The following is a 13579-nucleotide window of genomic DNA, read 5'->3' as shown; positions in this document are numbered from 1 at the left end:
TTCACTTTGTGAACTGGAGTTTGCACTAATAACCATTCTATCTCCGTCGCGCGCTCGGATGTTCCGTGCGTGAGATGACATGGAGAAAACGATGACAGCTTTTTTGATCGCGGACATTAAGGTGACGGACGGTGCGTGGGTGCCTGCGTATGCGGCTGTGGTTCACGACTTCGTTCACAAGCATGGTGGCAAGTATCTCGCCCGGAGCGGCAATGTAACGACCCTTGAAGGAAGGCCGCTCGATACGTCGCTGATCGCGATTATGCAGTTTCCCTCCGCCGCAGCAGCGAAGGCATTCGTAAACGACCCGGCTTACGCTGCGCACGTAACCGCGCGACAGGCCGGTAGCGAAAGCCGATTCCAGCTCATCGACAATAGCGATCTGGCTGGCACCATTCCCTACTTGCCGAAGGCATAGTCACTCGCAATTACGTCGTGCTGGGGACGCCAAATGTCCCCAGCCGACGCGAGAGGCCAGAATCTCCGGCGATGAATCGGACCTTCGCAACCCGATCAATGATCCCGTCAACGTGCCGCAGCACACACTTATTCAACGACCACCTCGCCAGACCCTCCCAATTCTGCCGGAAAGTCTTTGAGCTTTGGCAGTCCGTCTTTCATGGGCAGCACCGTTTCGGCGTAATTGACGTGAACGCCGGGGGCAAACGGAAGGGTTGGAAGCGACGCGGCGAATACGTCAACGAGTCCCAATGGTGGATGATTGGTCATGAGGTGCCCGCCGCACTTCTTGCAATACTGACGCTCGCTGAGCGGAGTCTTCTGAAATGTCGCGACATGCTCGGCTCCTGATTTCACCGCACTGCATCCGGCTTCCACAAGCTGAAGGCGTTAACAGGCCCGCCTGACCACGAACGACAGGAACTGCAATGACAGTATCCCATAGCCTCCGGCGAACCGGTGACCTCAAGTTTAACAGCGCCGCAAAAGCAGCCTCCAACGTGACTCATGTGTCTTCTTTTCGAAGTTGATCAAGTCGCGTCGAATATCAGAGTCTTTGGATTCAATTCCAGTTCAGGAACTGAACCTCTCCGTCGTCGCCAACCGGATGCATGATACAGATCGTTGTCGACGGTCGGCTTTACCGGCCACTAGCTGCGTTCGAAGACCTCCTAGCGTTCAACTCGCCAGCTTCCGTTCCTTTGCAAATGGACTGAGACCGAGCCAGGTTTGCATGGCCGAGGCGAGCTGCCGGTCTCCGGTCAGTATCATACGCGCGCTCCCAACAGCGGAGCGCACCGTATCAAGCCCCATCCAGATGGCTGTCATGGTTCGCAGACCGACAGACACATAAAGATCGACATCGAATTCCGGGTTGACCGAACAAAGATCGACGCCTTCGTCGGGATCGACGATCAGCCACCAGGAGCATTGGGTCGCGGACAGTTCCGGGTATACGAATTGCACCACGCTGCGATGTTTTGGCATCGGCTTGGTATTCAGATTTCTCCGCATATCCCACATCAAAAGTTGAACATCGAGATGCTGAAGCGACACATCGGCTTCGATCCGGCGCTGACCCCAGACACCAAATGCTTCGATGATAGGTCCAAGTTCTTTTCCGGATGAGGTCAAATGGTACTCGAAGATGCCGGGATCCGTCGCTGACGCTGTGCGGGAAATGATGCCGGCTACCTCAAGATCCTTGAGACGTTGCGAGAGCAGGGCCGGGGACATCCGTGGAACACCGCGCCGCAATTCATTGAAACGCGTTGAACCCGCGATCAGTTCGCGGAGTAGAACGACAGTCCAGCGCGTGCATAGGATCTCTGCGGCCATCGCGACCGGACAAAATTGTCTGTAACTGCCTATGGTCATGTTCTCTCCAAATGGTCAGGGGCGTTTTTAGCCGGCGGTGCTGCTTACTGGTTCATTTCCTGTATCGGTCTCGATTCAGTTCCTGAACTGGCGCTGCGCGTGGGAGGCGGACAATGTTGGCCGACATGGCGAGCATGAGGCTCGCTGTAAGAGTGCCCGTGGTGGACGGTCGCCGCTGATGCGGGCCAAGCCACGCCTCCGCAACTCCAACAGTCAGGACTATCAATGAAGAATTTTATGGTTGAGAGATACATCACAGCGTTCTCGCCCTCCGCGGCTTTTTGCGCGCTGGTCCTCTTGAGTGTTCATGCATCGCCGGCCTCCGCCGCAAATCTGTCGCGCAGCGTCGATGTGAAAGCAGCGCCCTCGGCAGTGTGGTCATTGATTGGCCCGTTCTGCTCGATCAAAAACTGGCTGCCGCCCGTGGGGGTCTGCATTGAGGACGGCAAGGCGCCGCCGACCCGGACGCTCGTGACCAAGGACGGCAACGCGGCGTTTGTGGAAACGCAAACCGCACGAAATGATGCGGAGCATAGCTATTCTTACGCGTTCATCTCGAGCCCGTTGCCAGTTACGAACTACACATCGACGATCAAGGTTACGGCCAAGGGAGACGGCTCTTCCACCATTAGCTGGAGCGGCTCCTACACACCGGATCAGGGCAAGGAAAAGGCCGCCAGCGAGGCGTTGAACGGCGTCTACGAGGCCGGTCTGGCCGAGATCAAAGCCAAACTCGCGAAGTAAGCGGGTCGGTTTCTTTCGCTTCGATATTCCCATCCATCTCTGCCGGTCGGGCTTGACCTCCAAGGTCGGTCCCGGCCGGCGAGATATCCCATGCAGCCGCTTTCGATCGCGCAAGTGTTGTGGACTCGTTCTGGTAGGAGAAGTACGTTGGTAAAAAGCGTTCAAAAGGTCGACGAACATCGGGCGGTCGGCCGGGTCGACCAGCTCCAAGTGGTCAATCAGCGCATGTCCGAGTATCAGAAAGCGTCCCGTCTGATCGGAGACATCTACGATGCTTCGCTTGATCCTGCGATGTGGACCGTCGTTCTCGAAGAAATAGCGGAATTTGTCGGTGGCCAGGCGGCAGGGCTTGCCTTGAAAGATTCTGCAAGTGCCTTTGTTGAGGCTCACTATCAGTTTGGCCTCGACCCCGAGTATATGCAGAGTTATTCGGAAACGTATTCGAAGTTCGATCCTCTGGCAGCAGTGGCGATGTTCGGCGTCGGACAAGTTGTAAGCCTTCCGGACCTCGTGCCTTACGAAGAACATTTGCAAGGACGCTTCTATCGGGAGTGGGCCGAGCCTCAGGGTTGGATCGACGTTGCCAGCGCTGTGCTCGAGAAATCTGCGACAAGCTGTGCGTTTCTCAGCGTTGTCCGGAGCAAGACGGGTGGCATGGTGGACGACGAGATGCGCCGGCGCATGTCGCTTGTCATTCCTCATGTGCGCCGTGCTGCGCTGATCGGCAAGGTTATCGATCTGAAGCGAGCAGAAGCGGCGACATTTACTGAAACATTCAATGGCCTCAGCGCTGGCATGTTTCTCGTCGACGGAAGAGGGCACATCGTTCACGCCAATATTGCTGGACGTGCCCTTCTGGACGACGGCGGCGTGCTGCGTTCGACGAAAGGCCAACTCGTCGCAAGTGATACGCAGGTCAACAAAACCTTGCGCGAGATCTTCGCCATCGCGGGCCAAGGCGACACGGCGCTCGGTATCAAGGGTATCGCGCTGCCGCTGTCTGCGCACAACGGCGAACGTTACGTCGCTCACCTCCTGCCGCTGACCTCGGGCGAACGTCAGCGCGCTGGCGTTGCCTATACGGCAGTCGCTGCGTTGTTCGTTCGCAAGGCGACGCTGGAAATGCCGTCGGCTCCGGAAGTTATTGGACGTACCTACAAGTTGACGCCGACTGAGTTGCGCGTGCTGCTTGCGGTCGTTGAGGTCGGCGGTGTTCCCGAGGTCGCGGTGGCTCTCGGTGTTGCGGAGACTACGATCAAGACCCATGTCAGTCGCGTGTTCGAAAAAACAGGTGCCGGGCGACAGGCCGATCTGGTCAAGCTTGTCGCCGGATTTTCCACGCCGTTGGCCGATTGAGAGGACACGCCGACCCTTTGCCGGCGGGTCCTCGAAATATTCCTGAACTCGCTATTAGGCAGGCCTACACCTGTTTGCACCGCCGTAGTTGAGGCACTGCATCTTGCGGGGTTTCCCAAGGCCGATAGATCGGCCGGGAAGACGATTCACTGTCCGACTGGCACTGTCGTGGATAACCGGCCGTACAATATTGCTGCCTGGATGCTTGATGCCTGCATCGCCGGGACGCCGGACGACGTTCGAGGCCAGCATAATAGCGGACTGAGATACGACGGAATCGAGTTTGGGGGCGGCGGTCGCCGATATAGAACTGATGCTGCCGGATGCTGCTCCAACAGCGATCGCGCATGCAATCAGAAGATTTCTGGTCTTTGTCATGGGTCAGTTACTCTCCGTTTGATGATTTTCTCCCACACCCGTTTTTCAAATAGCTTCAGCTGAAGAGGCGCGCGTCCTTCGATCGAAGGACAACGCTGCATTCGGTTGGAAGGATAGCTCCGCTCGCCCGCGAACCCGGGGCAGCTCGGAGGATTAGAACTTCCAAATCATCGCTCCACGAAGTGTTTGGGTTTTGAAGCCAACATTGTAGATGTCGCCTGGCGTAACCGTAAGATTCCTGTTGCCGTAATCCGTATAGAGGTATTCGAGACGGCCAACCAGATTCAACGTCAATGCATGATCAATGCCGCCGCCAATGGTCCAGCCTGTGAGTAGGTGGGAAACCGCGTTCGATGTATCGCCATCGCGGAATTCAAAGTTTGCGAAGGCAGGGCCGCCCGCGACGTACACCAGCGTAGTCGGGATGATAGCATAACTCATTCGACCGCGAACGGTCCCGGTCCAGTCAACCTTGTAGTGATTGGAGAGCTGCACGACCGGCGCTGGCGGGATGATGACACCTACACCGCGCAAGTTAGTCATTCCGAAATCGGCTTCCAGACCATAAACGAAAGCGCCGGTCTGCCAGTTGACGCCAGCAAGCAGACCGCCGACGGCACCGTTCATCGGCACGGCGTTTTCCGTTAACACGCCATTGTCGAGGACGCGGGCGCGTCCCCAGTCATAGCCGACATGGGCACCGACGTAGAAGCCCGACCAGTTGTAAACAGGATCGATGGTCAGTGCCTTCTTGTAGACGGGCTGCGCAATATCGGTCGCCATAGCAGGCGCTGAAAGCGTTGCAGCTAAAGCCAGTCCATTCCAGATTCGATTCATTGAGATTTCCTGAAACTTACATAACGCGCCGCGAGCGGCGAACGTTCAGATGTGATGCGACCCTCGGAGCGAGGCTCACATCACGAGATCCAATTCGCCCCAGCCGGTTTTCTCTGCCGCATGCTAACCGCGAGGAGGGCCGTGATGGCGGCGCGGGGGCGGTGGCGGGATCATTCCACTGGAACTGCCGCCGATATTTGTGTTGGCTTCGCCGCCAACCCCTTTACCGCCGGCACCGGCATTTGTGCCTAAAGGTTTGCTGGCGCTCGTGCTGATGGGGCGGGATCCGGTGTTGGCACGCGCGAACGCTCCGTCGGCTGCAACAAGCAGGACAAACCCCGCCGCGAGTGTCGCAATGAGTGAAGTCGTCTTCCTGTAGTTCTTCATCACGTTTGCTTCCTGCTTTATCGGCTCGTCACGTGTCTGGTTGACAGGACGGCTCATGAGCTGCGTGGGATCATGTCGGTAAACTTGCCGCTGCCGCGTCATGCGATCGGAGGACGCGGCGGGAAACGCCGTTCGTTATCGTGCCGTGCAGCTCATGCGATTTTGGCAGCTTAACACTCGTCCGCAAACGTCGCGGAAAACTCATTCGGAGATGATATGCTCAAGTTTCCTAAAGCGGTATGTCTGACAGCAGCGCTCTCGCTTATCAATTTCGGTCTTTTGACGGACGTTGCGTCTGCAAAGCCGAAGAGCGTAGGTGCTGCTGGCGCCAAGAGAGCCTGCACGAAATTGGACGGTATGTTCACCGTTGAGAATTCAGGCGCATACAGTTGCGTGCTAACTGACGAGGGCGTATCTCGTAATTGCTCGGCATCGGGCGAATGTACAATGGTGAATAACCGTCGGCCTGAGGGGACGCCATCAGGTGGTCCGAGAGGCGATGGCAAGGGTATGGACGATGGCAAAGGTAAGGCGATCGCCAACGACCCAAACAGAGGTTGGAATGGCCAGTACACCACCGTCGTTGTTACGGATGGGCGAGGCACCAGTTCTTATACCGTCAAACAGGGTGTTCCGATTGAGAATGGACAGAAGATCCTGGCGCCGAATGGAGCCAGCTATAACGTCTGGGATCCTGAGCTGGCCCGGCAACTCAAGGCCGCTGGCGTAAATGCTGCGTACGCCAACCCCGCAACGGCGAAGAATGAATATAACCTAGCGCGCGATAAGGTCGTACGAGAGAAAGCCATAGCAGCGGGAAAGCCTGTTCCTCAACCGACCGGTCATCGCAATCTCGATGCGCTGGGCAACGCTGCACCTGTCGTCCACGATCATCGTAATGACGTTTCTGCGCCGAAGCCCGGCAGTCCGCCGCCGGCTAGCGCGCCCAGAACCGTCAATATGACTCCATCGCCAAGCAACGGAACACAATCGGCGGTCCGCGATCATCGCCAGTCGGCAGGTTCTGCGTCGGCGGGCACGGGAGGCGTTACTGTTAGCCAAACGCCCAGGACAACGAGTGGGTCCAGCTCAGGCTCGTCAGCGAAAGACAACAACGACCGCAAGAAACATTAAGTCAAACAATGGCGGGTCGAAACAGATCGTGGCACGAAAACGCGGGCGCCGGATTTTTCCGACGCCCGCGTTGAAGCTCATCACGATGAGAACAGCGTCCCGCTATTTTTGGGCCGCATCCTCTGATCGCAGGACGCACAATATTCAGCAAACGCTATGGTCCCGCCGAGGCTCGTTTCCGAACGAAGTCAAAAAAATTCCGCAGCCGCACTGGGCCTGCGTACAACACGAGGATAGTCGATGAAGATACCGACATACGTTACGGTCACGATCCGTATTCTTCCGATGATCGCAGCCGCAGTTACTCTGGCGGCGACTGTGGACGGCGCACTTGCCATGGCCGGCGGTAAGCGCGTTGGAAGCGATTATTCCAGCATCCATTCGCTCACTGGCAAGGTTGCGGGCAGGGTCAACAGCAGGCTTGTTGAGAAACCCATCGACAAGCCGTTACCTCCGATTGGCCCCGGGCGCGGCGATGGGCGTATCGGCGGGAAGCCCGGTTCAGATCACAAATATAGAGGGCATGAGGGAAGGCTTCGTGATCACAATCACAGGCACAAGCACAGTCGCTATGAAAGTCCTCCGCTTATCGAACGCGGCGTGGTGCCGCCTATCTTGATGGGCCGATAGCTTCCAGCCGGAACGGCGTCGCGCGCAGCGATGCCGTGCCGGCAACCAAATCAGAAATTTTCGCGCATCGTCGTTTTTATTGCCGGAAGTGAAGTCACAGAGGCAGGAACACGTCGTCCGCCGACATACCTGCTTCTCTCGGATTGCTAACGTCTCACTCGGCCGCATGTAGCAAATCTGCATCAGCCGCCGATAACATGTCGCGATGTCGCCTCGGTCCAATTCATTGTCGCCAATGTCTAGGTCTCAGATCGAGGCCGCACCTAGGTTCGCGCATGTCGAGTCTCGCGCCTGCCGTACTTGAGCGTCGATTGGCAGAGCGAAGTCAGGGCCGCGTCGCAGCAACCAAAGGAAAGAACGTGACCACCTCGGTCACAAACACTCGTCTTGCTGCCGCGCTCGCGACGGCGCTCATTGCTGTCAGTTCTGTTGCGGCGCTTGCAGGCGATGTTCCTGCGCCAACTTATACCAAGGCGCCGATGATTGTCCCGAGCTACAATTGGTCGGGATTCTATGTCGGCGGCGATATCGGCGGGGCGTTCCAGCATAGCAACGGCACCTCGAATTTTTTCCAGAATGGCGACGAGAACAATTTTCAGCGGTTGTCGACGAGCGGCGATTCGGTCATCGGCGGCCTCCACGCCGGATATAACTGGCAGTTCGCCCCAAGCTGGGTGGTCGGCGTCGAGGGCGATTGGCAGTGGACCGCTTCGCGATCCTCGTTTTGCCGCCAAACCTCTGTCGACAGTGAAGCTTGTAGCGATAACGGATTTGGTTTTGCAACCGTCAACGGCGACACGCGATCGATCGCCACCGTGCGCGCGCGCTTTGGCTGGACGGTCGACCGGATCATGGTCTATGGCACCGGCGGCGTCGCTTTCGCCGACGTTCGGACCTCGCTCGGCGTGAGCTGTCTTGATGGTTGCGGCGCCAGTAGCGAGCCGATTGCGACGGTGGCCAATTCATCGACGCTCAAGACAGGCTGGGTCGCCGGCGCCGGCGTCGAATGGATGCTCGGGCAAAACTGGATAGGCCGGGCGGAATACCTGCACGTCGACCTTGGCAGCCTGTCGAACACACTTAACCTGCCTTCAGATAATTGCTTCTTTGGCGGCCCCTGCGGCGTGTCATGGTTGCGCGAACTTCGCTACGACATCGTGCGGGCAGGCGTCAGCTACAAGTACTGACAAGGTCCGAAAATCCTCTTCGGACAAAACTCAAGCCCGGCCCTGCGCCGGGCGGTTTTTTTATTTTGCGCGGATTCCTGCAGCTCACCAGTTTTGGCTGTTGCCCTTCTCTGTATGCGGTTCAACTCGCGAGCTTCCGTTCCTTCGCAAAAGGACTGAGGCCGAGCCAAGCTTGCATGGCTGAGGCGAGTTGTCGGTTTCCGGTCAGTATCAGCCGTCCACTCGCAATGGCGGCGCGCACTGTGTCGAGTCCCATCCAGATCGCTGTCATGGTCCGCAGATCGACGGACACATAGAGATCGACATCGAATCCGGGATCAATTGAACAGAGATCGACGCTGTCATCGGGATCGACGAGCAGCCACCAGGAGCGCTGCGTGGCGGTGAGTTCCGGATAGACGAACTGTATCACGCTACGTCGCGACGGCATCGGCGTTGTATTCAGATTGCGCCGCATGTCCCACATCAGGAGTTGGACGTCGAGATGCTGGAGCGACAAATCAGCTTCGATCTGGCGCTGCCCCCAAATTCCGAACGCCTCCACAATGGGTCCGAGTTCGCGGCCAGACGCCGTCAGATGATATTCGAAGATGCCGGAATCCGAGGCCGACGCTGTGCGGGCGACGATGCCGGCTACTTCAAGGTCTTTCAGGCGCTGCGAGAGCAGAGCCGGCGACATTCGTGGAACGCCTCGACGCAACTCGTTAAAGCGCGTCGAACCAGCAACGAGTTCGCGGAGCAGAACCACGGTCCAGCGCGTGCATAGTATCTCCGCGGCCATCGCGACCGGACAGAATTGCCTGTAGCTGCCTATGGTCATAATTTTCTCCAACGAATTGATATTATGGCGTCGCGCTTCTCATCCTCTATCGGTCTGACGATTCCAGAACCAATGGCGCGAGACGCGGACTTGGTCGGGGTCGCGATCGGCGACAACGCCTTTTGACCGAAACGAAGTCCGTTGAGGGAATGATGCACTGCACTACAATCCGCCGTTCGCGGCTCAAGTTGTCGAGAGGGCGAAAATGCTTGGCTCGACAAAACAGTGAATTCGACGATTCACAAATCTTCTCACTATGCCAAATCTTCAAGACTGAGCGCGCGCACGTAAATCATTCGACCAACCAGACGAAACGCCGCGGGGGGGACAGGATGAGCTTCCGGGAAAAAATAGCGTGGGGATGGCTTCGTCGTCTTGGACTCACGCGACAGGGACTAGGCCTGAAACGACATTGTTCGCAGCAGTCCGTTGTTCACCGCACCAGGCGACGGCGAATTGCGATAAACAATGAAAAAGACTTGCAACAACGATGACGTCTTAGATCGTTGATGAGATTCTACGTCTGACGCGGCGGCAGGTCGATGTTTTCACGGATCTGAATGATCTCCGGTCGAGGGTTGAACGCAATCCAACAAAGTGGACTCCGCGTCGTGAAACAAGTTGCAGCAGTATAGCGCTGTGTGGAAGCGAAGCCATGTAGCGGCAGCGAGTGATGGTGAAAGTCCCGCGGGTTAGAAAGAGCGCGCCGCGCCCCAAACCAACTCGTTGCCAACGCCTCGGTCATGCGGCTGATCGAAACATCCGCCCGGGGTCAAAAGCCCGTTCGACCGATTCCGGGCTCGATCTATGGAGAACCCGCAGCTTATCCTCCGATCGTAGGACGCGGTGCGCAGGCGTTCGGCCTAGATTTGATCCGCAAACGATCCGGATTCCATATGACCGAACCGATGGGTGCGACGATGAATCCCATGACGACGATTCGTGCTTGCCGAAAGCCAGTCTTATGAGCGGTCCATCCAGTTTGAGGACTGTGTGCTTTTCGACGGACGAACTGCCGGAGAAAGACCGGGTCGCCATGTGGCGCGAGCATTACGGACGAACTGTTTTTCGCGTGGAAATTGAGCCTGCCAGGGACAGGCCATTTGCCGCCTGTATAACCTCCCGTATCTTGCCGGGACTGCATCTGTTGCGGGGCGCGATGTCAGGCGGCCGGGTCACGCGAACGCAAGCCTCTATTTCGGATGATGATCTTGGTCTTTTCGTCAATCGAGGGGAGCCATTTTCCGTGCGTGCGCGTGGTCGGGAGGTCATGCTCCACAAAGGAGATGCTGTGCTGCTGAGCGGTGATGACGTCACGACATTTGAGCGCTCCTCTTACGGCAACTATGCCTCGCATCGGGTTCCGCATTCGGTTCTCTCCCTTGTTGTTGACGTCGACGACGCCGTCATGCGATTGATCCCACAACGGTCGGCGGCCCTCCAGCTGCTGACAAACTATACAGACACGTTGATGGACGAGAACGTGTTGAGGTTGCGTGGCCTTCAGCATCTTGCCATCGGGCATGTGCATGATCTTCTCGCACTCACCCTTGGTGCGACGCGCGACACCGCGGAGACTGCCAAAAGGCGCGGCGCGCGGGCGGCACGACTGCAAGTCGCCAAAGCCTACATCGCTGCGAACATCAGCCGACGAGACTTGTCGATCGGGAAAGTGGCGACATATCTCGGAGTAACCCCCCGTTTACTTCAGAGACTCTTTGAACTCGACGGCAATACATTCTCCGCTTACGTGCTTGGGCAGCGCATCACACGAGCGCATCGAATTCTGTGTAAACCGCATGCGGACGAGCGTCACGTGAGCGCAATTGCTTACGATGTAGGTTTCGGAGACCTTTCGTACTTCAACCGCTGCTTTCGAAGACACTATGGCGTCACACCCAGTGACATTAGACATGCTGGGGCCAGGAACGCATTGGTCTAAGGCGTTGTGCCGCGGATTTGTAATGGCTGTGGATTCGTCTCCCGAGGTGGCGGCGGTTAGCATCCTCACGGATGGATGCTTCGTATAATTCCGCCTCTTGCATCCCCCGATCGAAGGGCGCGCGTGTGTCTATGCAGGATTAGGGTTCCGGCGAAGTTCACTCTCATCCTGATCAGAACGCCGCGAGGTTAATACCCAATGTACGCTCACTGGAAAACACAACTATTCGCCTTATCACTCAGCGTTGGTTTGCTGGCAGCCGCTCAGCTATCCGCCCAAGTGCCATCGGCAATTGCAACAAACAATCTGCCAATTGCTGCCATCTTCCATGCGGAGGGCGCTCAAGTCTATGAATGCATGCGCACCTCCGACGGAAAGCTCGTGTGGCAGGCCCGCGAGCCAACCGCCACACTTATTCTTGACGGTAGCACCATTGGACGCCACTACGCCGGGCCACGTTGGGAGCATGTCGATGGCAGCATAGTGCGCGCCAAATCGGTCAGCAGCTCCCCCGGCGCGACGGAAGATGACATCCCATGGCTAAGGCTCGATGTCGTGGACCAACGCGGCAGCGGAATTTTGTCCGGCGTGACCAACGTGCAGCGTATCAATACGCAAGGCGGAGTTGTGCGTGGAGTTTGCGACGAGGCCGGTCGCTTCCGCGGCGTACCGTACTCCGCAGATTATGTGTTCCTGCGCGGCTAGCTCTGCGTTCATCCTGGTCGAGGTCGGCAGACTTGTTGATCATCCGACGTTGTCGAAACCGTAGCCACTGTTGAGGCGGATCCGAATATCCGTCGAAGAATTCCCGTTTTTTGGAGACTCGCGCCGGAGACGGGAAAATAAACCCACTGCGCGGTGGTGGTGGCATTGCGGGCGGAGGTCTTTGATGGACACATCTTGGGCTGACGGGCCGTCGTAGGCTGAGCGAAGTGGGGTTTAATCCGCTGTGTAGCGAGTGAGTTGGAGGGATTATCTGCAACGATCGGTTCTGGGGACACCAGCATTCATTGATGCGACATCCCTGACCTAAATGCGGATTCGAACGCCATGAGGTCTTCGGCCGGCAAATCTGAGACAGCGACATAAGTGAAGTCGCGATCGACCCAACTACGGACGTTGTATCCAGCCATCATTTCGAAAGGCAACGACTGGTTCTGGCGAAGCGTGGTTACGCTTACGACGTGCGCTGCATGCCGATAGACGATGGTTGCAACCGGTTCGCGGCCGATTACGTCAACTCTTCCGCCTGCGAGCACAAAGCCTTGCGCCGCAAGATCTATAACCTGCGGCGATTCCGGGATGCGCGTCGTGAACCACGGTTTGATAGTGTGTTTGTCCGACGATGCGACATCGAACGGCTGCGGCGCCAATAGTCCGCGAATGTGACTCGCGACCACCTGTTGGGTGATTTCCTGACGCTGACTTAGGCGATGAATGGACAGCATGACTGACCCGGCCAGCGCCGCGCCGACTAGCGCTGACGCCGCCATCGCCTGCCACGACCAGCCATGATGCTGAACTCGTTCAGCGTCCAGCGATGATGTAACTCGTTTCAGTAAATCCTCAGGCAGCGTATTCTGAGGCAACGAGTGTAAAGCTTGGCGTAAAGACATGATTTGATTGTAACGCGCACGTAAGAAGGGATCGGCTGCCATGCGCTGCTCGAATTCTGCGGCCGCAGTCGGATCAAGGGCGGAGTCACAATAGGCCTGCAAAAGGTCCTCTTCGTTGTTTTGCCTTGAGGCGATCATCATGGGCGGTCCCTCAAGCGTTCGATCAAAAATTGACGAGCGCGCGATAGCCGGGACATAACAGTGCCGATGGGAATATTCGTTATTTCGGCAATATCGCGATAATTTAATTGATGCATTTCTCTTAGAACGATGATTTCCCGAAGCGGGGTTGGCAGTAGATTCAGCGCGTTGCGGAGATCAGCGATGTCCGCTTTAAGAATGATGTCTTCTTCCGGCGTAGATTTTCGCTCGGTGTATGCGTTTTGAAATTCAACTTCCTGCTGTTCAGCAGTATCAAGCTCGGCGAAAACGACTGTCTTTGGTCTGTTCTTTAAAAGCCAGCTATAGGCAGTATTGCGCACGATCGTCAGCGACCATGCTCGCGCATTGATGGCACCAAAGCCTTTTATTCCGCGAAACGCGCGGAGCGCCGCATCTTGGACGACGTCCTCTGCGTCAGATGCGTTACCGGTCAGCCATTGCGCCAAGCGATAGGCCTCTGCGAGGTATGGCAGAAACACCTCATTGAATAGAGTGCGGTCATCCTTCGTAGTCAAATTTGAACCCATCGCATGCGCTTGCACCCGCTCCG

14 protein-coding genes and 1 pseudogene are annotated in these 13579 nt (G+C 57.0%); 8 read left to right on the top strand and 7 right to left on the bottom strand.

Annotation, left to right across the window (positions count from 1 at the left end; translation table 11 throughout):
- Window positions 1-91: 91 nt before the first annotated feature.
- Window positions 92-418 (top strand): DUF1330 domain-containing protein, encoded by a 327-nt coding sequence (locus AC07UB_RS08755; protein ID WP_492792359.1) that lies wholly within the window; start codon window positions 92-94, stop codon window positions 416-418.
- A 128-nt stretch (window positions 419-546) separates the two neighbouring features.
- Here AC07UB_RS08755 and AC07UB_RS08750 read toward each other — a convergent pair.
- A pseudogene (locus AC07UB_RS08750) lies at window positions 547-968 on the bottom strand (GFA family protein).
- 169 nt (window positions 969-1137) lie between these two features.
- Window positions 1138-1836 (bottom strand): winged helix-turn-helix transcriptional regulator, encoded by a 699-nt coding sequence (locus tag AC07UB_RS08745; protein ID WP_492792360.1) that lies wholly within the window; start codon window positions 1834-1836, stop codon window positions 1138-1140.
- A gap of 225 nt (window positions 1837-2061) precedes the next feature.
- Between AC07UB_RS08745 and AC07UB_RS08740 the strand changes: the two genes are divergently transcribed.
- Both AC07UB_RS08740 and AC07UB_RS08735 read left to right on the top strand, forming a co-directional pair.
- The gene (locus AC07UB_RS08740) at window positions 2062-2580 is read left to right on the top strand and encodes an SRPBCC family protein (RefSeq protein ID WP_492792361.1); all 519 of its coding nucleotides are present in this window, start codon (window positions 2062-2064) and stop codon (window positions 2578-2580) included.
- 90 nt (window positions 2581-2670) lie between these two features.
- On the top strand, window positions 2671-3936 hold the full coding sequence (locus tag AC07UB_RS08735) for a helix-turn-helix transcriptional regulator (RefSeq protein ID WP_492792362.1): 1266 nt from the start codon (window positions 2671-2673) through the stop codon (window positions 3934-3936).
- A 531-nt stretch (window positions 3937-4467) separates the two neighbouring features.
- On the opposite strand, the gene AC07UB_RS08730 is transcribed toward AC07UB_RS08735, so the two are convergent.
- Window positions 4468-5151: an outer membrane protein gene (locus AC07UB_RS08730; RefSeq protein ID WP_492792363.1), complete on the bottom strand. Its 684-nt coding sequence runs from the start codon at window positions 5149-5151 to the stop codon at window positions 4468-4470.
- Window positions 5152-5274: 123 nt separating this feature from the next.
- Window positions 5275-5595 carry a hypothetical protein gene (locus AC07UB_RS08725; RefSeq protein WP_492792364.1) on the bottom strand — a complete coding sequence of 107 codons (321 nt, stop codon included), beginning with the start codon at window positions 5593-5595 and terminating at the stop codon, window positions 5275-5277.
- Between the two features lie 159 nt (window positions 5596-5754).
- Between AC07UB_RS08725 and AC07UB_RS08720 the strand changes: the two genes are divergently transcribed.
- From AC07UB_RS08720 to AC07UB_RS08710, 3 genes are all read left to right on the top strand, one after another.
- Window positions 5755-6672: a hypothetical protein gene (locus tag AC07UB_RS08720; protein WP_492792366.1), complete on the top strand. Its 918-nt coding sequence runs from the start codon at window positions 5755-5757 to the stop codon at window positions 6670-6672.
- A gap of 240 nt (window positions 6673-6912) precedes the next feature.
- Window positions 6913-7302, top strand: coding sequence for a hypothetical protein (locus AC07UB_RS08715; RefSeq protein ID WP_492792367.1), 390 nt, complete (start codon window positions 6913-6915; stop codon window positions 7300-7302).
- Window positions 7303-7661: 359 nt separating this feature from the next.
- The gene (locus AC07UB_RS08710) at window positions 7662-8489 is read left to right on the top strand and encodes an outer membrane protein (RefSeq protein ID WP_492792368.1); all 828 of its coding nucleotides are present in this window, start codon (window positions 7662-7664) and stop codon (window positions 8487-8489) included.
- 121 nt (window positions 8490-8610) lie between these two features.
- Here AC07UB_RS08710 and AC07UB_RS08705 read toward each other — a convergent pair whose 3' ends face one another.
- Entirely contained in the window at window positions 8611-9309 is a 699-nt protein-coding gene (locus AC07UB_RS08705; RefSeq protein WP_492792369.1) for a winged helix-turn-helix transcriptional regulator, read from the bottom strand.
- Between the two features lie 946 nt (window positions 9310-10255).
- Between AC07UB_RS08705 and AC07UB_RS08700 the strand changes: the two genes are divergently transcribed.
- A complete protein-coding gene (locus AC07UB_RS08700) occupies window positions 10256-11251 on the top strand; it encodes a helix-turn-helix transcriptional regulator (protein ID WP_494651343.1) in 996 nt (331 codons plus the stop codon).
- A gap of 198 nt (window positions 11252-11449) precedes the next feature.
- A complete protein-coding gene (locus AC07UB_RS08695; RefSeq protein ID WP_494651345.1) occupies window positions 11450-11956 on the top strand; it encodes a DUF3455 domain-containing protein in 507 nt (168 codons plus the stop codon).
- 302 nt (window positions 11957-12258) lie between these two features.
- Here AC07UB_RS08695 and AC07UB_RS08690 read toward each other — a convergent pair whose 3' ends face one another.
- Complete coding sequence (locus AC07UB_RS08690) at window positions 12259-13008, bottom strand: anti-sigma factor family protein (protein ID WP_492792372.1); 750 nt, start codon at window positions 13006-13008, stop codon at window positions 12259-12261.
- On the bottom strand, window positions 13005-13556 hold the full coding sequence (locus AC07UB_RS08685) for a sigma-70 family RNA polymerase sigma factor (protein ID WP_492792373.1): 552 nt from the start codon (window positions 13554-13556) through the stop codon (window positions 13005-13007). The genes AC07UB_RS08690 and AC07UB_RS08685 overlap by 4 nt, the downstream gene beginning before the upstream one ends.
- Window positions 13557-13579 lie beyond the last annotated feature (23 nt).

It is taken from the genome of Afipia sp. GW821-FHT04G03 (genome assembly GCF_059419985.1).
This window is presented reverse-complemented; position numbering and strand designations above follow the sequence as displayed.